At 63.2% G+C, this 22517-nt stretch carries 15 protein-coding genes; 6 read left to right on the top strand and 9 right to left on the bottom strand.

Annotation, left to right across the window (positions count from 1 at the left end; all coding sequences use genetic code 11):
* Position 1 precedes the first annotated feature (1 nt).
* Both ACRANW_RS12520 and ACRANW_RS12515 read right to left on the bottom strand, forming a co-directional pair.
* Positions 2–796, bottom strand: coding sequence for a nucleotidyltransferase family protein (locus ACRANW_RS12520; RefSeq protein ID WP_479432102.1), 795 nt, complete (start codon positions 794–796; stop codon positions 2–4).
* Positions 797–891: 95 nt separating this feature from the next.
* Positions 892–2439 (bottom strand): tryptophan halogenase family protein, encoded by a 1548-nt coding sequence (locus ACRANW_RS12515; RefSeq protein WP_479432101.1) that lies wholly within the window; start codon positions 2437–2439, stop codon positions 892–894.
* Between the two features lie 157 nt (positions 2440–2596).
* Here ACRANW_RS12515 and ACRANW_RS12510 point away from each other — a divergent pair, with 157 nt between their 5' ends.
* The 5 genes from ACRANW_RS12510 to ACRANW_RS12490 all read left to right on the top strand — a co-directional run bounded on the left by ACRANW_RS12510 (position 2597) and on the right by ACRANW_RS12490 (position 11692).
* Positions 2597–5899 (top strand): TonB-dependent receptor, encoded by a 3303-nt coding sequence (locus tag ACRANW_RS12510; protein WP_479432100.1) that lies wholly within the window; start codon positions 2597–2599, stop codon positions 5897–5899.
* Between the two features lie 14 nt (positions 5900–5913).
* The gene (locus ACRANW_RS12505; RefSeq protein ID WP_479432099.1) at positions 5914–6906 is read left to right on the top strand and encodes a glycoside hydrolase family 16 protein; all 993 of its coding nucleotides are present in this window, start codon (positions 5914–5916) and stop codon (positions 6904–6906) included.
* A 38-nt stretch (positions 6907–6944) separates the two neighbouring features.
* Positions 6945–8024 carry a LacI family DNA-binding transcriptional regulator gene (locus tag ACRANW_RS12500; RefSeq protein ID WP_479432098.1) on the top strand — a complete coding sequence of 360 codons (1080 nt, stop codon included), beginning with the start codon at positions 6945–6947 and terminating at the stop codon, positions 8022–8024.
* The gene (locus ACRANW_RS12495) at positions 8021–9220 is read left to right on the top strand and encodes an MFS transporter (protein WP_479432097.1); all 1200 of its coding nucleotides are present in this window, start codon (positions 8021–8023) and stop codon (positions 9218–9220) included. The genes ACRANW_RS12500 and ACRANW_RS12495 overlap by 4 nt, the downstream gene beginning before the upstream one ends.
* Before the next feature lie 93 nt (positions 9221–9313).
* Positions 9314–11692 (top strand): glycoside hydrolase family 3 protein, encoded by a 2379-nt coding sequence (locus ACRANW_RS12490; RefSeq protein ID WP_479432096.1) that lies wholly within the window; start codon positions 9314–9316, stop codon positions 11690–11692.
* Here ACRANW_RS12490 and ACRANW_RS12485 read toward each other — a convergent pair.
* The 6 genes from ACRANW_RS12485 to ACRANW_RS12460 form a co-directional block, all read right to left on the bottom strand.
* Positions 11689–12855, bottom strand: coding sequence for a DUF1501 domain-containing protein (locus ACRANW_RS12485; protein ID WP_479432095.1), 1167 nt, complete (start codon positions 12853–12855; stop codon positions 11689–11691). The genes ACRANW_RS12490 and ACRANW_RS12485 overlap by 4 nt on opposite strands.
* A gap of 5 nt (positions 12856–12860) precedes the next feature.
* Positions 12861–14306, bottom strand: coding sequence for a DUF1800 domain-containing protein (locus ACRANW_RS12480; protein WP_479432094.1), 1446 nt, complete (start codon positions 14304–14306; stop codon positions 12861–12863).
* Between the two features lie 154 nt (positions 14307–14460).
* Entirely contained in the window at positions 14461–16437 is a 1977-nt protein-coding gene (locus tag ACRANW_RS12475; RefSeq protein ID WP_479432093.1) for an alkyl/aryl-sulfatase, read from the bottom strand.
* A gap of 131 nt (positions 16438–16568) precedes the next feature.
* Positions 16569–18101, bottom strand: coding sequence for a SulP family inorganic anion transporter (locus ACRANW_RS12470; RefSeq protein ID WP_479432092.1), 1533 nt, complete (start codon positions 18099–18101; stop codon positions 16569–16571).
* An 83-nt stretch (positions 18102–18184) separates the two neighbouring features.
* Positions 18185–18850 (bottom strand): carbonic anhydrase, encoded by a 666-nt coding sequence (locus ACRANW_RS12465; RefSeq protein WP_479432091.1) that lies wholly within the window; start codon positions 18848–18850, stop codon positions 18185–18187.
* Positions 18851–18864: 14 nt separating this feature from the next.
* On the bottom strand, positions 18865–19230 hold the full coding sequence (locus tag ACRANW_RS12460; protein WP_479432090.1) for an ArsR/SmtB family transcription factor: 366 nt from the start codon (positions 19228–19230) through the stop codon (positions 18865–18867).
* A gap of 258 nt (positions 19231–19488) precedes the next feature.
* On the opposite strand from ACRANW_RS12460, the gene ACRANW_RS12455 reads away from it, so the two are divergent.
* A complete protein-coding gene (locus ACRANW_RS12455; protein WP_479432089.1) occupies positions 19489–20655 on the top strand; it encodes an acyl-CoA dehydrogenase family protein in 1167 nt (388 codons plus the stop codon).
* Positions 20656–20718: 63 nt separating this feature from the next.
* Here ACRANW_RS12455 and ACRANW_RS12450 read toward each other — a convergent pair whose 3' ends face one another.
* Entirely contained in the window at positions 20719–22509 is a 1791-nt protein-coding gene (locus tag ACRANW_RS12450; RefSeq protein WP_479432088.1) for a TonB-dependent receptor domain-containing protein, read from the bottom strand.
* Positions 22510–22517: the final 8 nt, after the last annotated feature.

Below are 22517 nucleotides of genomic sequence, written 5' to 3'. Positions count from 1 at the left end.
TTCAGCCTCGTGCCGCCAACAGGCGTTCGGCGAGCGCGTGATCTTCAACCTTGTCGACATCCACACCCATGCGCCCGTCCGATAACAGCACAGGCGCCGCCGTTGCGCCCAGCTTGGCGCCGGCGGCGGCGAGCGCTTCATGAACCGTCATCCGCCGCAGCAGCAGCTTTGCCATCAGCACCGGGCCGAAATGCGCCGCAAGCCGCAGCACGGACTTGCGGTCTTGTTCGACCCGTTCCCAGAAGGTCAGTGCATTGCGCGCTGCAGGGGTGTTGAGCGCAAACAGGTTCGCGCCGGTGAAGGCGCCGTCCCTGAAGGTCAGCCATGTGCGCTTATTCGGGCCGACGGCGGCCTCCAGACGCCCGCGTTTCACCATCGCAATCGCCACATCGCTCGTTTTCGCACCGGCGATGAACTCGGCAATGGTGGCGGGCGTGAGCATGACGTTATCGGCTGTGGTCACCACAACGGGCAGCCCGATTGCGGCGTCCGCTATGGCATCGCGCACCGATCCGCTGATGGTGCGGCCCGATATGCGAGCGGTGATGCACGGATCGGCCGCGGCCCACGCCAGTTCGGGATGCGCCATCAGGTCGGATGCGTTCTGTGCCAAAACAATGATGCGCGCCACGTCCGGCGTGTCTGCCAGTGCCTTCAGCACGCGCCCCAGCATCGTCTCGCCTGCGACCGGGATCAGCGCTTTGGCTTCCAGCCCGAAATGAGCCGCCACCGGGTCCACGCCCGGACGTTGTCCGGCCAGGACCAGCGCGGTCCAACCGTGCGGTTCATGGGTCATGGCGGGAAACCTCACAGGCAGGCCGGGGGCGATCGGTCCCCCTTTCAGCCGTCACCCCCGTTTGTCAAGAATCGCCTATTCGTCCGTTCGCCCGGTTACGCGGCCATTGGCGCGGGGCAATAGCGCGCAAGGTAATCGCCATGCCCCGGCATGGCCTGCACAAGGGAGCGGATCGACTTTTCCATCTCGTCCACTTCGGTGCGGGTCTGGGCGGGGTCGAGCGCGTCGGCCATCGCATTGTGACCGCCCATTTGGATCCCCTGACCCATCATCACTGCGGCCCAGCTTGTTTCAGTAAACAGCTCATCCTCCTCGCGGAAGATCTGGCCATTGGCCCGGAAGATCTCGACCTTTTCCCTCAGCGTATCGGGCACATCCATCGTGCGGACGTAGTTCAAGAATTCGGAGTCGCTGCGCTGGGTGGCGTTGTAATGCAGGATCAGAAAGTCGCGGATGCGGGCATATTCGCGCCCCGTCAGGCGGTTGAAGGTATCCTCCTGCGCTTGCGTGATGCCGTCCAACGACAGCAGCGAGATCAGCTTGTCGATCCCGGTGTTGATGAGGTGGATCGAGGTCGATTCCAGCGGTTCCATGAAGCCGGCGGCCAGCCCCAGCGCGACCACGTTCTTGTTCCAGAACTTTTTGCGGCGCCCAGTGGTGAAGCGCAGCCAATTGGGTTCAGCCTGCGGCTTGCCCGCGATGTTGCCGAGCAGAATGTCGAGCGCCTGTTGGTCCTCCATGAAGCTGGAGCAATAGACATGGCCGTTGCCGTTGCGATGTTGCAGTGGCACCTGCCATTGCCACCCGGCACTGTGCGCAGTGGCGCGTGTGAAGGGCGGGGGTGGGCTGCCGTCTTCGCGCTGGCACGGCAGTGCCACGGCGCGGTTGCAGGGCAGATACTGGCTCCAGTCATCATAGCCGGTCTTCAGCGCCTGTTCGATCAGCAGGCCGCGGAAGCCCGAGCAATCGATAAACAGATCGCCCGCGAACTGCCGCCCGTCCTCCAGCGTCACGCCGGTCACAAAGCCGGTCTCGCCATCAAGGGCAACATCGGCAATCTTGCCTTCCTGCCGCACCACGCCGCGCGTTTCGGCAAAGCGACGCAGGAACGCGGCATACCGGCCGGCATCCAGATGATAGGCGTAATTGACCGGCGGCAGATCGTCGCGCTTGAAATCCTCGGTTCGCGCAAACTTGCCGAAATAGGCGGCCATGGTTTCTACGTTGAAGACCTGGATCGGGCGCTTGTCACCGGCGCGGTTCATGCGATGCCACACATGGTGGAAGCTGATCCCGCCCATCGTGTAACCATAGGCGCCGAAAGGGTGGATGTAGCTGTCACCCAGATTGCCCCAGTTTTCGAACTGGATGCCCAGCTTGAAGGTGCCGCCGACTTCAGCCAGCATTTCGCTTTCCTTGATGCCGAGCAGATCGTTGAAGCCCACGAAGGGTGGAATCGTTGCCTCCCCGACACCAACCGTGCCGATGCTTTCGGATTCGATCAGCGTGATTTCCACAGCCCGTCCGGCCTTGATGCGCGACAGAGCTGCGGCGGCCATCCACCCGGCTGTGCCGCCACCAACGATGATAATCCGTTCTATTGCCACGATTTCCTCGATCCCTGCCGGGCCTCTGCGGGCCATGATGATCACGCGATGATGGTGCGCTACCTGTTGCCAAGATGCAATATGAACACAAGATTACAAGTCTTGAGAACGCTCTCAAGATACGCTAATAGCTGCTTGGACACCGCAGCGACAGGCACGAATCTGTCGCGCGGCATGGGGAGAGTGAAATATCATGAACATCGCACCTGTTGCGCCGCGTCGGCGCCTGTTCGCTCTTGGTACGGCATCCGCGCTGGCGATTTCTGCGGCGACCGCCGCCCCGGCTTGGGCGCAGGACGCCGAGGCCGACGAAGCGATCGCCGACGAGGAAGCCGAGGATGCGATCGTCGTCACCGGCTTTCGCGCCTCGTTGCAATCCGCTCAGGCGATCAAGCGCAGGGCAGATACCGTGGTCGACGTGATCACGGCAGAAGATATTGGCGCACTCCCTGACCGTTCGGTTGCCGAAACGCTTCAGCGCATACCTGGCGTGAACATCGGTCGTTTCGAAAAGACTTCAGACCCCACGCGTTTCTCGGTCGAAGGCACCGCTGTCATCATTCGCGGCTTGCCTTACGTCAGCTCGCAGCTCAACGGCCGCGACATCTTCTCGGCCAATGGCGGCCGCGCGCTGAGTTTCGAGGATATCTCGCCGGAACTGGTGGGCCGTGTCGAAACCTACAAGAACATCACCGCCGACCAGATCGAAGGCCACATTGCCGGTCTCGTCAATCTCGTCACCCGCAAGCCGCTTGACCGGCGCGGGTTCCGGATCGCCGGTTCGGTCGAGGCCAACTATGGCGATTTGCGTGGGGAATGGTCGCCGACCTTCAACATTCTGGCATCGGACACGTTCGAAACCGGGCAGGGCACCTTCGGCGTTCAGCTCAGCTATTCGAAGTCGGAGCTGAAGAGCCGCACCGATGCCTCGCAGCTGGTCGATTATTGCTATCGTCCGGAGAACCTCAGTGCTGGCTGCGCGCGCATTTTCCCGCTCAATTCAGGCGGTTTCGGCGATGCGCCCAACTTCACGAAGGACAATTTCCCGCCGGCCAATTCGGTGCTGGTACCGCAGTTTGCCAACGTGCGTTCGACGATGCTTGATCGGGACCGCGAAGCCTTCTCGGCCGTTGGTCAGTTCGAAACGCTTGATGGCGATCTGGTGATGACGCTGGAATTCCTGCGTTCCGAAACCACCTTTTCTACCGAAGAATACGCGCTGCTCGGCCGGATCGATGATGGCGTGTTGACCAACCAGCCACGCCCGGGCACGAGCTACCAGTTCGATGACAACGGCAAATTTGTGAGCGGAATTCTCACGCAGAGCGTCGGCGATGCCTATGCCAACCCGTTCGGGCGCGGCGGCATCCCGATGGATTCGCTGCGCTTCCTGCGGGAAGCCAATTCGGTGACGCAGGACATCTCGTTCGATGCGAAAATGAACTTCTCCGAACGGTTCCGCGGCAAGGTCGAAATGCAGACCTTGAGCTCGAACCTGACCCGCGATGCGGTATTTGGTGCCATGAGCACCTGGTCTGACATTGCGATTGATCTGCGCGGCAAGACCCCGGACATCCAGTTCCTCGCCCCCGTCGGTGCGCCTGCCGATTACTACACCCGCGGGCGCAACAATTACTACTGGTTCGGCCTCGACGGCCGCGAGAAGAACGAAGGCGAGCTGTTCACGCTTTCCGGCAGTCTCGAATATGACCTCAGCGATGACGGGTTCTTCCGCAGGGTCGAAATTGGCGGGCGCTGGGCCGCGCGCGACCGTATCAACCGCAATACCAACTTCAGCACCTGGGGTAACCTTTCGGCGCCCTGGGCGGGCCGTGCCGGCTGTGCGCCGTGGAACGAAGGGCCGGGCTGCGCCGCGACCGGCGGCTTTGTGCCGGGCCGCTTCTTCACCGGGCTGCCAGGTCAGGAATTTGCCATTGCGGGCGGTGTCTACTCCGACGAATTCCCCAGCGCATCGTCCTATCGCACGCCCTTTGCGGACAATTTCCAGCGCGGCGAGGCATCGACGCCGATCGCAGGCGGAGGGGCGTTCTTCTACGGCGGGGACGATTTCTTAAAGGAATATCTGGACGGCGTGACCGACCAGCAGTGGGATGCCATCAGCACTCTCGGCCAGTCGCCCGAACGCTTCAACCTGGGTGTTAATGGTCGCACCCGCACGCTGATCGACGGCACCTTGGTTGCATGCGATACGTTCTGTCCCGAGGAAATCTCGGATGTGACCGAAATCACATCGGCAGCCTATGCGCGGCTCGACTTCGGTGCCGACTTTGATGGCGGCGCTTCGATCTCTGGCAATATCGGGCTGCGGTATGTCCGCACAAAGGTCGGCAACAATTCGGTGCTGGCGTTCCCCGATCCGGCACGCTTTGACGCCGCTACCAACGGTGGCAATGGTGACGGGATCGTGCAGGTGGCTGAAATCGAGGCTGCCTGTCGTGGTGCGAGTCCGGATGTCCCGCAGCAAGCCTTCTGTCAGCTGACCGGTGCCCGTCTCTCCGACTTTGCAGGCCTGCATACTGGCGAGCTGATCCGCGATAACCGGCCCATCGATTTCGATCACTTCCTGCCGTCTTTCAATGTCCGTTATGATAACGGCGCCGGGATCGTCGTTCGCGGTGCCGTGTCGAAGGGGATCAGCCGTCCCGACCTCAATCTGTTCAACGCCAGCGGCGTGCTCGGGTTCAGCGGGCGGCCGACCGACGGGCCACTCCTGTCGGTGAGAACCGGCAATCGCAATGTTCTGCCGACTGAGGCGTGGAATTACGATCTGAGCTTCGAATGGTATTTTGCCAATGTCGGCCAGCTCAGCCTCGCGTTGTTTGCCAAGGACATCACGGGGATCATCAGCAACGGGACAGGTCTGGTCAATTACACAACACCCGGCGGCACGTCGCAGGACGTGATCATCAGTGGTCCGGCGAACGATATCAATGGCTTGCTCAAGGGTGTGGAATTCAGCTACCAGCAGACCTTCGATTTCCTTCCCGGGTTCCTCGACGGGCTCGGTACGGCAGTCACCTATACCTATATCGATGCCGGGGATTTCCCGAACCCGAACATCTCAGGGATCGGCTCGCCTTCGGTCAATTCGAGCGGTCAGCCGCTTAACAATGGTCCGTTCGGCGGTCAGCTGCCGCTGGCTGGCACATCGAAGCACACGGTCAACGCCACGCTGTTCTACGAAAAGGGACCGTTGTCGGTTCGCGCGGCCTATAACTGGCGCAGCGACTTCCTGGTCACGCCGCGCGATGATCTCTTCCCGTTTTCGGCGATCTACCAAGATGCCGGTGGCCAGCTGGACGGGACGATCTTTTACAGCCTTACCCCCAACATCAAGCTGGGCGTGCAGGGTGTGAACCTTCTCGACGAAACGACGCAGCTTTCGACAGTGGTCGATTTCGACGGGACGCGCCCGACGTCTGCGGTGTTCCGCAATGATCGTCGCTACACCTTTATCGCCCGCTTCAATTTTTGATGGTTGTTGGCAAGATGGCAGGGCAGCGAAAGGCGGCAACGCTGACCGCGGCCCTGCTGCTTTTGAACGGTTGCGCAGGCCCGGGTGATCCGCTGATTGCCACCACGCCCCTTGCGCTGGCGCCGCTTGAAGGCGCAGGCTGGGAACTGGTCTGGGCCGACGAGTTTGCGGGAGAGGGGCTCGACCGCAGCAAATGGACGCCCGAAGTTTCCTGCTGGGGCGGAGGCAACAACGAACGCCAGTGCTATACCGACCGGCCTGACAACATCGCGGTGGAAGGCGGTCTGCTGCTGCTGAAAGCGCGCGCGGAGCCTTTCACCGGCCCGGCGCGCCCGCCCGAAATTGCGGACACGCCCAACCCGCAAGTGTCGCAGCCCTACACCTCGGGGAAGATCCGCACCATTGGGCTTCATGCGTGGCGCTACGGCCGGATCGAAGTGCGCGCCAAGGTGCCGCCGGGGCAGGGGACATGGCCTGCCGTGTGGATGATGCCGCAGGACAATGCCTATGGCGCCTGGCCACGGTCGGGCGAGATCGATATTCTCGAAGCGGTCAATATTGGCGCCGCTTGCAAGGAATGCGCTGGCGGACGCGGCGAGAACCGCTCCATCAGCGCGTTGCATTTCGGCGATTTTGCACCGGCCAACCGTTATGTCGACAACCGTACCGCGCTGCCCGATTTGGCGCTGCCCTCGGATGGTTTCCATGTCTATTCGGTGGAATGGGGCGCGGGCCTGATCCGCTTTTTGGTGGATGACCGCGTGCACCTGACCGTTACGGCCGACCAGTGGGACTCCGCCAGCCCCCTTGCCAAGGGCAATCGCGTTGCACCCTTCGATCAGCCCTTCTACGTGATGGCCAATCTGGCCGTGGGCGGCGGATTGTCCGAAAAAAACAACGCCAAGGGGGTTGCCGCGGACAGTTTTCCTGCGCAATTCGCAATCGATTGGATCAGGGTCTATGTGTGCGCCAGCGATCCCGAGACGGGACGGGCCTGTATCCGATAGGCGTTGCGAGTGACAGGCTGAGCGGAGGTCGACAGGTAATGGCGCGGGTGCGCAAGACAGTCACGATCAGGGACGTGGCCGAAGATGCGGGTGTCTCGCTTCAAACAGTAAGCCGGGTGGTGAACGGCGGGCCGAACGTGCGGCCGCAGATGCGCGACAAGGTGCGCGCTGCGATCGAACGGTTGGGCTATGTCCCCAGCCTCGCGGCGCAGCGGATGAGCGGATCGCGCTCCTACATCATTCTTGCCATCAATGACCGCGAACGCACGCTGGCCGATTGGCGGGCGCGGCTGGGCACCGACTGGGTTGACCAGATGCTGCTGGGCGGCATTCTGACCTGCTCCAAGCACGGTTACCGGATGATGGTGGAACTGGTTGATACCCATTCCGACCATGTCGAGCGCGAATTGGGCGCGGCGCTTTCCGCCCTGCAACCCGATGGCGTGATCCTGACCCCGCCGCATTCCGAAAATCACCTGATCACCGCATTGCTGGCCGAACGGCAGATCCCCTTTGCGCGCATAGGATCGAATGCGCCGGGGCCGGGGATCGCTTTGACCATGGGAGACGAAGGCGCAGCGCGTCTTGCCACCCACCGCCTGATCGAACTGGGTCATACCCGCATCGCGATGATTGCCGGGCCGCAGCAATACAGCCTCAGCGGCTGGCGGATTGACGGCTGGAGACGCGCTATGGCGGAAGCCGGGTTGCCTGAAGACGGCCTGCTGGAAGTGGGCGATTTTGGTTACGAATCCGGCACCCGCGCCGCGCGCGCCTTGCTTGATCGCAATCCCGATCTGACCGCCATCGTCGCTTCATCCGATCAAATGGCGCTCGCCGCGCTGGAAGTGGCGCGGGACCGTGGATTGGCCGTGCCGCATGATCTTTCGCTGATTTCCTTCGACAACACCCCGATCGTGCGCTTCTCGCAGCCGCCACTCACCGCAATCGATCAGCCGATTGCCGAGACAGTCAGCCGCGCTGTCGAGCATCTGATCGTGCGCGGACCGGATGGCGACGCGGATGCCGTGATCGAAGTGGCCGCCGGACTGGTCGAACGATCCTCTACAGCCCGTCCGCCGGTGCGGCGCTCTGCGCAGGCAGCGGGCCAGGCTTGATAGCCGACCCCGCCGCTGAAACGTCCGAACGCCAGCCGGTCTGGTTTCTCGCCCTGTTCGCACTCGCCGCCGCCGGGGGCGCGGTTGCTTACGTCCCGCTGCTGACTGTGCTGCTCCCCCAGCGTATTGCCGAGCTGCAAGGCGGCGAGGATGTGGCGGCGCTGGCACAGGTCACGTTCCTCGGAGCGGTCATGGCGAGCCTCGCCAATATCGCGGTCGGCATGTTGAGCGATCGCACCGGCACCCGGCGACCGTGGATCATCGCCGGCTTGTTCGCCTCCAACGGTGCGTTACTCGCAGTGGGCGCGGCGTCTTCACTTGCCGAAATTATCCTGCTGATAATGGTATGGCAGGTCGCGCTGAACCTGATGCTTGCACCCTTGATGGCGTGGGCCGGGGATTGCTTTCCCGACGCGCAGAAGGGTGTGCTCGGCGGCGCCTTGGCGTTGTCGCCAGCCTTAGGCGCGGTGGCCGGATCGGTGGTCACTTTTGCGGGGCTTGTTGATCCTGCTTCGCGTTTGGTATTGGTGGCGCTGCTGGTCAGCGCGATGGTGCTACCGGCGGTGCTGCTGGGCCGGGGCCGGGTGCGTGCAGACCTGATGTTGCCTTGCGTGCGACCGCCCAATCCGCTGCCGTTGCGCGACCGGGTGGTGGTGCGGATGTGGGTGGCGCGGCTGCTGGTGCAGGTGGCGGAAGGCGGGATGTTTGCATTCTTGCTATACTGGTTGCGATCGCTCGCGCCCGGCTACCCGGAGAACGCCGCGGCCAACATTTTCAGCCTTGTGCTGATTGGCGCGGTGCCGCTGTCCTTGATGCTGGGGCGCTGGTCGGACCGTCATGGCCGCCCGATCCAGCCACTGGTGGTCACCGCTGTGCTGTGTGCAGGCGGAATGCTGATCATGGCAGCCGCCGCAACGCTGCCTTTGGCGATTGCGGGCTACGTGGTTTTCGCCATCGCCGCCGCGATCTTTCTGTCGCTTCATGCCAGCCAGACCTTGCGCGTGCTGCCCGCGCCCCAGCACCGGGCGCGCGATCTGGGCGTGTTCAATCTGACCAATACGGTACCGGGGATGATCATGCCCTGGCTCACCGTGCTGCTGGTGCCGCGTTTGGGCTATGACGCGCTGTTCATCCTGTTTGCCTTTCTTTCGCTGGCGAGCGCGGTGCTGCTGGCAGGTTTTGTCCGCCGGACTTAGGCGGCGCGTTCGATGCTTGCCAAAGCTCATGTGCGGCGGCATAGTTTGATAACGTTCACAAGTATGTTTTCGGTCTTGGGAGGGACTGGCGGGATGGCACGATACGGGTTTGGGCAGTTGGCGTGCGGGGCTGCTCTAGCTGCGCTTTTGGCAGGATGCAGCGCCGCGCCGCAGGTCAGGTCGGCAAGCGAGGGTATCACCGCAGCGATGGACGCGTCGTCGCCCGAAGCCCTGCTTGCGCGCATGAGCCTTGAACGCAAGGTTGCGCAGATTGTGATGCCTGATATCGGGTCCATCACCCCCGCTGACGTGCGCGAATATCGCTTTGGCACGATCCTCAACGGTGGCAATTCCGGCCCCTATGGTGACGACAAAGCTCCGGCATCGGATTGGCTGAAGCTTGCGGACGAATATTGGGAAGCGTCCACCGCGCCGCTGCCCAATGGCGAGCCGGCGATCCCTGCCGTTTGGGCCACCGATGCCGTGCACGGCCATGCCAATGTCATCGGCGCGACTGTTTTCCCGCACAATATTGCCCTGGGCGCGACGGGCGATGCCGATCTGATCCGCCGCATCGGCGCGGCCACGGCGGTTGAAATCGAAGTAACCGGGATCGACTGGACCTTTGCGCCCACCATCGCGGTGGCGCGCGATGACCGTTGGGGCCGCACGTATGAAAGCTATTCCGAAGACCCCGCACTGGTCAGCCGCCTGGGCGCTGCCATGGTCGAAGGGCTGCAAGGCTGTCCGGACGAGCCGGGGTTCCTGGGGACAGGCAAGGTCGCGGCCACGGCAAAGCATTTCTTTGGCGATGGTGGCACAGCGCAGGGCGTCGATCAGGGCGATGTCAACGGTGATCTGGCGTCGCTGATGGCGATCCATGCCGCGCCCTATCCGGCCGCCATAGGTGCAGGCGTTGCCAGCGTGATGGCCAGCTTCAATTCGATCAACGGCACCAAGATGCACGGCAACGGCCCGCTGCTGACAGGCGAGCTGCGCGGCAATCTGGGCTTTGGCGGTTTGGTGGTGGGTGACTGGAACGGCCACGGCCAGGTGGAGGGGTGCACCAACGCCGATTGCGCGCCCGCACTGCTGGCAGGTCTTGATGTCTTCATGGTGCCCGAGGACTGGAAGGCGTTGCACGCCAGCCTGGTCAGCCAGGTGAGGGACGGCACGATCCCGCTGGCGCGGCTGGACGAAGCGGTGCTGCGGGTACTGCGCCTGAAGGCAAGCCTCGGCATTTTCGATGGTGAGGTGAAGCCCTCGGCCCGCGCGTTGGGCGGCAAGTGGGACATGCTCGGCTCGGCAGAACACCGCGCCATCGCGCGTGAGGCGGTGGCCAAGTCGCAGGTGCTGCTCAAGAATACCGGCGTGTTGCCGCTGAAGGCCGGTGCGCGGATCGAGGTGGCGGGCGCCGCAGCCGACAATATCCCGCAGCAAGCGGGCGGTTGGTCGGTGACATGGCAGGGCGGCGGCGATCTGACCGCAGCGGACTTCCCCGGCGCAACTTCGATCTATGCGGGCATCGTGGCTGCTGCCAAAGCTGCCGGCGGCGAAGCGGTACTGGCGACCGGCGAAGATGCAGGCGAGACGCCTGACGCCGCCATCGTGGTCTTCGGCGAAGAACCTTACGCCGAATTTGTGGGCGACCGGAAGGATCTGGCCTTCCGCGACGAAGAAGGGCTGACTCTGCTCAGGGCCTACCGGGCGCGTGGTATCCCGACCGTTGCGGTGTTCCTTTCGGGCCGGCCCATGTGGGTCAATCGCGAATTGAACGCTGCCGATGCCTTTGTCGCCGCTTGGCTTCCGGGCAGCGAAGGGGCTGGCGTGGCTGACGTGCTGTTCGGCGCGCGCGCAGCGACCGGGCGGCTGTCCTTCAGCTGGCCCGCCGGGTGCGATGGCGCGCCGCTGAACGGTCCGGACGGCGGGCTTTTTCCGCTCGGCTATGGTCTCGATCTGGGTGCCGCAGCGCCTTTCGCGCTGCTCGACGAGACATGCCCGGCGCTTACCGTGGATGCGGGCGCAGCGTGGTTTGCCAGCGGCAAGCTCGGGATGCAGGTGCAGGCCGTGGCGGATAACGCGCTGCTTCCGGACTTGCGCGGCGCGGGCAACGGCATCACGGCCACCGGCCTTGATCGCAAGGCGCAGGAAGATGCACGCCGGATTGTATTTGCGCCGGGCGCGAAGCTGACGTTGACGGGGCCGCAAAGCGATGCGGCCTGGCGGATCACCTATCAGGTCAATGCCCGTCCCGCAGCACCGGTCATGCTGACGGCGGGCGGCAAGCCGCTCGACATCACGCAGGGGCTCTCCGTGGCCGAAGGGAAGGGCTGGCGCGAGATGGTGCTCACACAGGCCTGCCTCGGCACGACCGGAGGCGCTCTGACCTTCACCTCGCAAAGTGCATTCACGCTCGAGGTCAGCGCAATTGCCCGCGACGATGGTGCGCTCAGCGCGGAGTGTTCGTTCTAGGCGGTCACGATTCCCGATAGCGGCGCTGCGTTGCGGCCCGGGAACAGCCGCGCCATGGCGCGTGCCTGGTCCAGCCGCAGATGCTCGGCCACCGCGCCTGCCAGCACGCTTTCCAGCGCGATGGTGGGCGCAAGGTCGCGGCCTTCGTAAAGCTGGTTTCTCGAAAGGCCCGGCCAGTCGGCAATCACCCGTCCGCCGCGCACCGCGCCGCCCACCACCAGCGCGGCAGAGGCCGTGCCGTGGTCGGTCCCGCCCGTGCCGTTCAATCTTGCGGTGCGCCCGAATTCCGTCGCAACCACCACCATCGTATCGGCCCAGCCTGCGCCCATGCCCGCCTTGTAGGCCGCAAGCAGCGCATCAAGCTGGCGGGCCGAGCGAGCGAAGGCGCCGCGCTGGTTGGCATGGGTGTCCCACCCGCCCATTTCGATCATCCCAATCCGCGCCCCGCCAGAACCGCGCATCAGTGATGCGGTAAGCTCCCCCGCCGCGCTCGCATCGCGCAGGTTGTTGAGGCCATCATCACCGGCCATTGCCTTGGTCTCCAGCGCGCGCGCCCATAGCGGGCCAAGCTCGCTGTCTGCACGATAAAGCTGGCTCACGCGGGCCAGCAAACCCTCACTCGCCTGCGGCAGGGCGGACGGGGCATAGTTCGAAACCGGCGCAGCCCCGCGCAGAGCCAGCGGCACCGCCTGCGCAATGGCGAGCGCCCGCAGCGGTTCAGGCGTGCCCTCGTTCATCAGCCCGGCCAGGCGATTGAGCCAGCCGTCCTTTGTGGCATAGGGGGCCGTCCCACCGCTCTCGATCAGGTTTTGTCCGTCGAAGTGCGAGCGTTCGCGGTAAGCGGTCGCGGCGGCGTGGACGAACAAAGCCTCGCCCGCCTCCGCCGCCATGGCGATCTGAGCGAGAGCCGGGTGGACCGCAAAGAAACTGCCGATCCGTGGCGCGCCATCGTAATCGGCAAGGCTTGCACCGCGCAAAGCCGCGAAGCCCGGATCACCGACGGGTGCGAGCATCGCCATGCCGTCCGCCGCGCCGCGCAGCAGCACGAACAGCAGATTGCGGTCGCCTGTACCTTGCGCAAAGGCGATGCGGGGAAGGGCGAGGCTGCCTGCGCCCAGCACAAGTGATCCGGTCAGCAACGAGCGGCGGTCAAGAGAGGTCATGGCGTTCATCTCCGCATCATTTCAGGTGACACCAGCAGCAGCGCAAGCGCCTGGTGGCCGCTTTCGGCGCGTCTCAGTTGCGTCAGCGTCGGCTCACTAAGCGCGCCGGGAAAAGCCGTCTCGGCGCGTGCGATCACACCGTCTGGCGGGACGTTGCGGGCAATGCGTTCGGCAAGATCCACCCTGCGAATGAGCGCGTCCGGCCCGGCCCAGCTGGCGGCGAAATCGTCATACCCAGCGGGCGAGGGTGCACGCCACGGGGCCTGCCCCAGTTCCGTCAGCGCGCCGACAATGCGCTGCGGCGGCAGCGTTGTGGTGCCGGTCAGGCGCAATGCCGCTACAAGCCATTCAAAGGGCGTGCGAAACTTCACCGGCCCTTTTACCCACGGCTCAGGTGCCTCGATCAGAGTGCGGGTGAGGCTTGCCAGATCGCCGCCGGTTGTGAGGAAATCGGCCTCCAGCCGCGCAACCAGCGCGGGCGGGGGCGTGTCGCCGGTAAAGTGACGGGCGAGTTTGGTGGCGATATGGCGCGCGGTCGCCGGGTGCGTCGCCAGATCGTCAAGGATCGCGAGGGCTTGTCCGGCCTGTCCTGCCGCGTAGGTGCGCCCCAGCACCTGACGCGGACCCGGTTCGTGCACCAAGGCGACAAAGGCAGCGCCGCTGGGCTGTTCATCGGCAAAGCGGCCCACCCGGCCGACCCCCGGCACCGTCCAGCCAGTGAGCGCACGAGCCAGCTCGGTCACGTCGGCTTGGGCGTAGCCACCGCCAACACCCAGCGTGTGCAATTCCAGCACCTCGCGCGCGAGGTTCTCGTTCAGCCCACGTGGGCGCTGCGGATTGCCGCCACCGCGCCGCGCACGCCGCTGCGAAAACGGCGCATTGGGGCCGATCGATTGGAACTCGTCGAGATAGATCAGCATCGCCGGGTGCAGCACTGCGGCCTTCAGCATGTCGGAAAAGCGGCCCAGCACATGCGGGCGGATGGCGGTGAATTCGTGCGGACCGGCTTCGAACTGGGTGCCGGGCTTGCCCACGGAAACGCTGAAATGGTTAGACCAGAAATGCACCAGCCGTTCTATCATCGGTGTGCGGCTGGTCAGAGCGATGTTCACACGCACCGCAATATCACCGACAAGCACCCGGCGCGCGTCGATCAGCTTTTCCCGATATTCGGGCGGTAGGCCGGCAAGGGCGGCGGCGCGGGGATTATCGCTACGCATGGCATCGGCCATCGCTGGTGCGTCGGCTTGCTCCATGGCGGCGAGCGCCTTGGCGTCCTGCCGCAACCGGCGCAGCAGTTCCAGCGTCTCGCCCGTCTTGGCGCGGGTGTTGACCCGTGCAGTGATGGCGGCGGGGGCGGGATCGAAGGCATCAAACTGCCGAAGCAGATAGCGGCGCGGGTCAGCCGGCGGGCTATCGCCTGCGAGCAGGCCATAGCCAAAACGGTTCATCGCGATGCTGGCCGCCGTCATCGGCTGATCGCGCAAATGGGTGTCACATGCATGGCATCACGTCCTGATCCGGTCGCACGGCAGGACAATGCGCCATGCCGCCCCTGACCAACGTGTGAACACGTCCGATCCTTCGCGGCAGGTTGCCCAAACCTCAAGGCGTGACGATGTCAAAGCCCTGCGGCAGCGGATCAAGCGCGTCGATCACCGCCTGAAGGGCCGCCGCATCGCCTTCGATCTCGAGACCTGCGCTCTGCATCGCAGTGACGGGTTGCTTGAGGAACATCAGGCCCAGCAACAGTGCACGGGGCCCGCGAATGGTAACATCGGGGGCAGGAGGCAAAGCTCCGACGCGGCCGATCATCACGGGGCCACCCACTTCGATCATCGCGTTCTCCTTGCGATCGGTCAGTTCGATGGCGACTGTCAGGCGGCGGCCTGTGAAGCGTTCCGGGGCGTAGCGGGTCGCGGCGGAATCGAGCAATTCCTGCGTCGCCAGCGCGGCAATCAGATCGGTGCTTTGCGCGGCATTCATGGGCGGGCGACCTTGCGCAAGGTCATTCGCCGCCGCGAGGAACTGGTTGCGCCAGATTGCGCTTTCGGCCTGATAGCCCTGCTGCCGGTAACTGGCTGCCAGCATCGCCTTGGCCGCCGCATTATCGGGCGCGGCGAAGACGAGGTTCTGGAGCAGGTCGGATGCCCAACGATAATCCCCGGCTGCCATTGCGCTTTCGGCCAACGCGCGCGTGCGCTCTGGCCCGCCAAGCGCGGCAATTAATCGCGTCGCCCGTTCGACCGGTGGGTGGGCGTGGAGATTTGCCGGAACCGCATCATACCAGCCGAGATAGAACTGGTAGATCGCCTTCACATTGTGGCTGACGGTGCCGTAATAACCGTGGGTCGACCACTCAGCCGTCAGCGACTGCGGGATGGATGCTTCGAGGCTTTCTGCGATTTCGTGCATTGTCTCGCCGCGATTCATCCGTCGTACCGTCTGATCATGGAGCCAACGGTAATTGTCGCGCTGTGCGCTCAGCCACGCCATGCCTTCCTCGCGCCCGAAGATCGGCCAGCAGTGGCTGGAGATCACGGTGTCGCTTCGGGGCGCATAAAGGGTCGCGGCTTCATCGAGGAAATGTGCCCAGGCCCGCGCATCGCGCACCTTGGCGCCGCGCGGGGTGAGGATGTTGTGCAGCGTGCAGGTGCCGATTTCGGCAGCGAGGAAGGTTTTTTCGGCTGCGATGAAGACATTGAATTCCGCCGGCGCCTCGCTGCCCGAAACGATCTGAAATTCGAGCGGAACGCCGTCTACCTCCCGTGTCTCGCCCGTGGCGGCGATGGTGACGTTGGGCGCAATCAAAGACAGCGTGCCGGCCGAAACCGCCATGCCGATCCCGCTGCCCATTTGCCCTTCCGGCCCCGGCGTCATTTCCGTGGCGAACTGGTAGGCTGCGCGCCGTAACATCGCGCCGCCGGCCATGACGTTTTCTGATGTGGCTTCTTCCATGAAGCCCGCAGGCGCGATTACCGCAACGCGGCCTGCCGCCGCATCGCCCGCGTCGACGACACCGCGCACGCCGCCAAAGTGATCGGCATGGCTGTGGGAATAGATCACCGCGTTGACCGGACGCTGCCCCAAGGTCGCGTTGACCAGCGCCATGGCGGCCTGTGCGGTTTCGATGCTGGTCAGCGGGTCGATCACGATCCAGCCGGTCTGGCCCCGAATGATCGTCATGTTCGCCAGATCGAACCCGCGCACCTGCCACACATTATCCGTGACCTGATAAAGCCCGTGGTGCTTCAGATGGGTCATATGCCGCCACAGGCTGGGATTGACAGTGTCGGGCGCCGGCCCGCTGACAAAGGCATAGGCGTCGAGGTTCCAGACCGGCGTGCCGGCCGCGTTCCGGATCACCGGATCGGCGCTGGTGCCTAGCCAGCCGCGGGTGGCAAAGGTGCCATCGCGTGTACCTTCACCAGGGAGCCGCGCCGCGGTGGTAATTTGGACGGCGCGGGTCGCGTCGCTCGCGCCTCGCTCAGCCACAGTGTCCTGCGCTGCGATCGCCGGCGTGTCCGCCAACCCGCCGAGCAGCGCAATCGCCGCCCCAATCCGCAACCCAGGCGTGGTCATGATGCGTGTTCCCCCGTCTCCCGCGCCTGTCATGCGCTGACCCAAGCGCGGTTTCAAGTCAGGCGATGCGAGGGGAAAGCCACGCCGTATACTGGCAGTTCATCTCCCGATGGCAGGCCGCGACCCGGCGATCAGGCGGCGGGGCGAACCATGAGGCCAGGGATTTCGGTTTTGCTCGGATCGACCGAGCGGCGGCCATAGCGTTCCACCAGTTCGTGCCATTCGACGATCAACGCGCCGCCGGTGCTCTGGTGCAGCTTCTCCCACGATGACAGCATCTCGAGACAGGCGTGGTCGATGTAATCAAGCGCCTCGACATGGATATGCACTTCCGATCCGAAAGGCGAGCTTTCCAGCGCCTTGCCCATTTGCGGGATCGAGAAGAACGTGGCCGAACCCTTCATCCACAGGTCGACCCGGTTGGTGGTCGCATCATGTTCGCGCCGGATTTCGAGGTGCGAGAAGGTGTAAACCAGCTTCAACGTCGCCAACGCGAAGCCCAGGATCACCCCGGTCAGAAGGTCAATCGCAACAACGCCGATCAGCGTGACGAAATAGATCGCCAGTTCCTGCCGGCCAAATTCTGCAATCTTGCGGATCTGTGCCACGTTGACCAGCTTGTAGCCGGTGTAGACCAGAATCGCGGCCAGCACTGAGGTGGGGATTTCGTTGAGCACGAAGGGGAAGGCGACCACCGCCAGCAGCAGCCAGCCACCATGCGCAATGGCCGAGAAGCGTGTCGTCGCGCCCGCTTCGACATTGGCGGCCGACCGCACGATCACGCCGGTCATCGGCAGGGCGCCGAGGCCACCGCATATCAGGTTGCCGATCCCTTGTGCGCGAAGCTCCTTATCGTAATCGGTGCGGGTACCGATGTGCATCTTGTCGATGGCGGTGGCGCACAGCAGCGTTTCCGCGCTGGCGACAAACGCAAACACCACGCCCAGCGTCAGGATATCGGGATTGGTAAAACCGGCCAGCGCGTCACCGGTGGGGATGTTCAGCCCGCTGGCGAGGTTCGCCGGCAGCTCTACCAGCGTGATCGGCAGCGCAAAGATGATGGCAAAGATTGTCCCGATGATCACGCCGAGCAGGGGGCCCGGCAAAAGGGCCAGCTTTTTCGGCTTGAACTGGTTCCACAGCACAATCGCGATGATCGTGATGATGCCGGCCATCGCCGCCAGATGGTGAACGGAGCCATCGACCGGAAAGATCTTCATGAAGGCTTCGGGAATAGCTGCGATATTGGCAAGGCCGCTTGCGCGCGGCGCGTCATCCAGCATCACATGAAGCTGCGAGGCGAAAATCAGCACCCCGATGCCCGCCAGCATTCCGTGAATTACCGAAGGCGAGATTGCCCGAAACCACTGCCCCAGCTTGAACACCCCGGCGAGCAGTTGCAGCGCACCGGCAATCAGCCCGACCACGCCGAGCATGATAAGCCCGTGCTCCTGCACCAATTGGTAGACCAGCACGGCCATGCCCGCCGCAGGGCCACTGACCTGCAAGGGCGAACCTGCAATGGCGCCCACGACCAACCCGCCAACGATCCCGGTGATCAGCCCCAGCGCAGGCGGCGCGCCTGACGCAATGGCGACCCCCATGCATAGCGGCAGTGCCACAAGGAAGACCACGATCGACGCGAGAAAGTCGCGTCCGATCACGGCTGAGGTTACTTTATCAGTTGGGCGAGCGAGCATGGCGTGCGGCACTTTCAAGTCACGAGAGGGAGAGGTGCTGTGCGGGGTCAGCTGGCGTGCTGATCGCCCATGATTTCGATGAGTTCGCCTGCGTAACGTTCCTCAACCGAAATCCAGGTGCCGGTGTCCTCGTCATAGGCGGACACTTCGCCGGTCTTGATGTCATAGACCCAACCGTGCAGCTGCACCGTTTTCTGTGCGAGCGCGACGGCAACGGTCGGGTGGGTCTTGAGATGCTGCAATTGCAGGATGACGTTCTGTTCGAGCAACATCCGCATTTTCCCAGCATCATCCAGTTCGCTGCCCAACGCTTCGACGATATCGACTGCACCTTGCGAATAGCCGAGCCATTCGCGCACGTGCGGCAGCGTGGTCAGCGCCGCACGGTCCATCGCTCCCTTCATCGCACCGCATTCGGTATGGCCGCAGATCACGATATGCGGGATCTTGAGCGCGCCGATCGCGAATTCAATTGATGCGGTCATGCCGCCGGTCTGGTTGGTGTGCGGGGGCACGATGTTGCCCGCGTTGCGGCAAATGAACAGCTCGCCCGGATCGGTCTGGGTCAGCATCGCGGTTTCAATCCGGCTGTCAGAGCAGGTGATGAACAGGGCTTCGGGGCTTTGGCCGGTGCTCAGCTTTTCGAACAATTCGGCTTTGCCAGGAAAAATGTCGCGCTGGAACTTGACCACACCGTGAGCGAAATGGGGCATCTGGGGTATTCCTTTCAGTGCTTTAAACTGGCTTCCGACGCGCTCCACAGGGCGCGTGCGGCTTCGATGTGGTCCACGTCTTCCAGCCGGGTGCGAATATCGACGAAGGGCAGCGCGCCCAAAATCCATTCGGCCAACTGGGGGCGGGCAAGGCGATAGAAGTGGGAACGGCCATCGCGGCGCTCCTCGACCAGACGCTGCGCGCGCAGCAACGCTAGATGCTGCGAAACACGGGTCGCGGGCAGGTTCAGTGCGGACGCCAAGCTGGTCACGTCCTTTTCACCACGCCACAATTCCTCAATCAGACGCAAACGATCGCCGTGCGCCAGCAATTTCAGAAATTCGGCGAGTTCGCGCGATACGATCACCCGGCTCGGCATTGGCACCTCCTCGGCAACGGTGTTTTCATATCTGCACACATGCGCAGATGTATAATCAAGCAACTATGGGTGATGCGGATCGGTGTCAAGCACGCCTGCGCGTAATGTGTCCAATTGCCCTGACGCTGCGATTACCGGTTGCGAGGCGCTGGATGGCCTGCGAATTCGCGCGCTCGCAAATCCCGCGGGTGACAGCCTGCGTATTGTGTGGTGTCAGGGACGCTAACGAAACGCAAAGCGCAAGACAGGGACACACGGATGAATTTCGAGCTCAGCCACGAACACGTCATGCTCAAGGATCTGGTCGCCAACTTCGTGCGCGATCAGCTGATGCCGCTTGAAGCGACGGTCATGGCGCGCGAAACGGCTGGTCAGGGCACCTATCTCAACGCCGAGGAAACCGACCGCGTCGATGCGGTCAGCCGTGAACTGGGCCTGTGGGGCCTTGATGCGCCCGAGGAAGTCGGCGGCATGAACCTGCCGATGGTGGCGATGGTGGGCGTGAACGAGGAGTTGGGCCGCTGCGTTGTGCCCTATTACCTGCCGCCTGATTCGCCCAATCTGCGGATGCTGATGGTGGCCGCCGATGAACGCCAGCGCGTCGCCTATCTCGAACCCTATGTGCGCGGGGAGACGATTTCGGCGATCGGCATATCGGAACCCGGCGCCGGCGCCGACCCGCAATTGATGAAAACGTCTGCCGTGCAGGATGGCGATGACTGGATCATCAATGGCCGCAAGATCTGGATCACTAAAGGGGATCAGGCGCATTTCACGATTCTGATGGCCGTCACCGACAAGAACCCCAACGGGCGCAACGGCATGTCGGCCTTCTTGGTGGACCGCGATACGCCCGGCTTCAACGTGCTGCGCAAGATCCCGATGATCGATGGCACCGCGACCTATGAAATCGCGCTCGACGATTGCCGCGTGCCAGGGTGGAAGCTGCTCGGCACGCGGGGGCAGGGCTTTGCGCCGATGCAAGTGCGGCTGGGCACCCGGCGCATCGAGATGGCATCATGGGCGATCGGCATGGCGCAGCGTGCGCTGGACATGATGATCGATTATGCCCCGCAGCGCACCACTTTCGGTAAGCCCCTGTCATCGCGCCAGACCGTGCAGAACTGGGTCAGCGATGCCGCGACCAAGATCCACGCGATGCGCCTGATGACCTATGATTGCGCCTGGAAGATCGACGAAGGCCGCGACACCCGCAGCGAAATCTCGATGATCAAGAGCTTCTGCATCGAGGAGGCCTACACCATTGTCGACCATGCCATGCAGTTGTTTGGCGGGATGGGAATGACCCGCGAATTGCCGCTTTACCTGATGAGCAACAAGCTGCGCACCATGCGCATCTATGACGGGCCAAGCGAGATCCACAACTGGGTGGTCGCGCGCGGATTGCTGGGCACATACGATTGACAAGAAACGGGCGGGAGCGCCGCAGTGCCCCCGCCCATATGTGGTTTTGGTCAGGCTGGCGGGTCAGAACGACCCGCGAACTCCCAGATAGAAGTACCGGCCGCGCACGCCGATCGGACGGACGAGGTCAGCGAGATAGGGTTCCCGGTCGAAGGCATTGTTGATGCCGCCGTAAATCCCGAACCTGTCGCTGACTTCGTAACTGCCGAAGAAGTCGCTTATGAGCGAACTGCCGGTGTCCCGTTGAGGCCGAGCGATAAAGGAATTGTCCTCATTCACCACAACGCTGTTGCCTTCAATATCAACGCTCACCACTTCGATATTGTCGATGCCAAACGACAGCTGGCTGCTTTCAAATCGGCCATTCCAGCCCAGTGTGAGCTTGTCGTTCCGCCAGGTGATGCCAAAGTTTGCGATCCATTCCGGATTGCCGAGCGTGCCGAGTTGATCGTTTGTGATGTTGTTGGCGATCCTTGCTCTTTTCTGTTCGAGCGGATCGTCGATTGACGAGATCAGTGTTTCGGCCGTGGCATCGAAAATCTGCTCATCCTCAAGAAACCGGGTACCGGTGACCGACAGATCGATTGCCCCCAGATCGCTGCCGATGACATCCGCCACGTCGAACGTGTAGGTCGCTGCAAAGTCGATCCCGCGAACATTCAGGGCCCCGAGGTTAATCTGGCCCGATCGGAAAAAGCTGATCACTCCATTGCCCGGGTCACGATCGATCGCGTCGCAGAACTGATTGTCGGTGGTTGGCAAGTCGACACAGGCCGCAGCAATCTGTGCGCCGGTGAGCGATCCGATCGCGCCAGTGATGGAGATATCATAGTAATCGGCAACCAATGTCAGGCCGCGTAGGAAGCCGGACGGTTGGAATACAAAGCCGGCCGTGAAGGTCTCGGCTTCTTCTTCGGACAGGTTCGGGTTGCCACCGCTGGTGCCGGGTCGGAACGCAGATGCGAAATTGGTCGGATCGAAGTTCGCGCCCACCAATGCCTGGCAATTCGTCTGACGAAATGCGCTGCCTGCACCGATGTTCACCTCGGCACACGGGTCGGCCGTCAAGCCGAGCGTGGCTGGCGAAAGCGGACCGAACAGTTCTGCCAAGTTGGGGGCACGCACCGCAACAGAATAGGTTCCGCGCAAGGTCAAGCTGTCAATCGGTTTGTACCGGCCACCGACCGACCATGCTGTTGTCTTGCCGATGGTGTTGTAATCGGAAAAACGGATTGCACCTTGCACTTCAAGCAGATCAACGAAGCGCATGTCGGCGAGGATCGGAGCACGGACTTCGGCGTACCCTTCATAGACCTCGACCGACGGGTCCTGGAACGTGGGGTCAGGCGAAGGCAAGGTGGGCCCGCCGCTGATCGCACCTGCGGTGATGCCAGGCGCATATCTGAGCGTCGACGGCGCAAACTGGCTGGTGTCACGGCGATATTCGAAACCGGTCGCAAAGCCGATCGGACCGCCTGGCAGTTCGAAAAAGGACGCCGTGTCACCCGACAGCGTCGCGAGGAATTGCTGCTGCGTCAGAACGGTCGAATCGATAATATCGAGAAACGCAAAGTCAGCGCCCGCGCCGGTGATGGAATTCTGGCCGAAGATGTTGATCGGTGCGCATTGTCCATCGCCTGGCGTGAATGTCAGCGCCCGGCCGGTGCCGTCAGCGTTTGTCGGCGGTTCCGGGAAGGGCGAAACACCGGGGGCCGATCCGTCGAGTGAGGACCGGCAAATAATGTCTCCCAATTGGGCTGACCCGGCGTTGATCGAAACATCCTGACCATTGCGGATCGCATTCACGCTTCCTGAAGGCGCGAAGCCCGCGATGTTGCCCGGCGTCAACGCCACAGCATCAA

This window comes from Erythrobacter sp. 'gip.4 top 5', assembly GCF_056495765.1.
This window is presented reverse-complemented; position numbering and strand designations above follow the sequence as displayed.

Excerpts from the sequence above, each read along its gene's own strand:
- ACRANW_RS12520 (WP_479432102.1), bottom strand. The coding sequence starts at position 796 with ATGACCCATGAACCGCACGGTTGGACCGCGCTGGTCCTGGCCGGACAA.
- ACRANW_RS12515 (WP_479432101.1), bottom strand. The coding sequence starts at position 2,439 with ATGGCCCGCAGAGGCCCGGCAGGGATCGAGGAAATCGTGGCAATAGAA.
- ACRANW_RS12510 (WP_479432100.1), top strand. The coding sequence starts at position 2,597 with ATGAACATCGCACCTGTTGCGCCGCGTCGGCGCCTGTTCGCTCTTGGT.
- ACRANW_RS12505 (WP_479432099.1), top strand. The coding sequence starts at position 5,914 with ATGGCAGGGCAGCGAAAGGCGGCAACGCTGACCGCGGCCCTGCTGCTT.
- ACRANW_RS12500 (WP_479432098.1), top strand. The coding sequence starts at position 6,945 with ATGGCGCGGGTGCGCAAGACAGTCACGATCAGGGACGTGGCCGAAGAT.
- ACRANW_RS12490 (WP_479432096.1), top strand. The coding sequence starts at position 9,314 with ATGGCACGATACGGGTTTGGGCAGTTGGCGTGCGGGGCTGCTCTAGCT.
- ACRANW_RS12485 (WP_479432095.1), bottom strand. The coding sequence starts at position 12,855 with ATGACCTCTCTTGACCGCCGCTCGTTGCTGACCGGATCACTTGTGCTG.
- ACRANW_RS12480 (WP_479432094.1), bottom strand. The coding sequence starts at position 14,306 with ATGAACCGTTTTGGCTATGGCCTGCTCGCAGGCGATAGCCCGCCGGCT.
- ACRANW_RS12475 (WP_479432093.1), bottom strand. The coding sequence starts at position 16,437 with ATGACCACGCCTGGGTTGCGGATTGGGGCGGCGATTGCGCTGCTCGGC.
- ACRANW_RS12465 (WP_479432091.1), bottom strand. The coding sequence starts at position 18,850 with ATGCCCCATTTCGCTCACGGTGTGGTCAAGTTCCAGCGCGACATTTTT.
- ACRANW_RS12460 (WP_479432090.1), bottom strand. The coding sequence starts at position 19,230 with ATGCCGAGCCGGGTGATCGTATCGCGCGAACTCGCCGAATTTCTGAAA.
- ACRANW_RS12455 (WP_479432089.1), top strand. The coding sequence starts at position 19,489 with ATGAATTTCGAGCTCAGCCACGAACACGTCATGCTCAAGGATCTGGTC.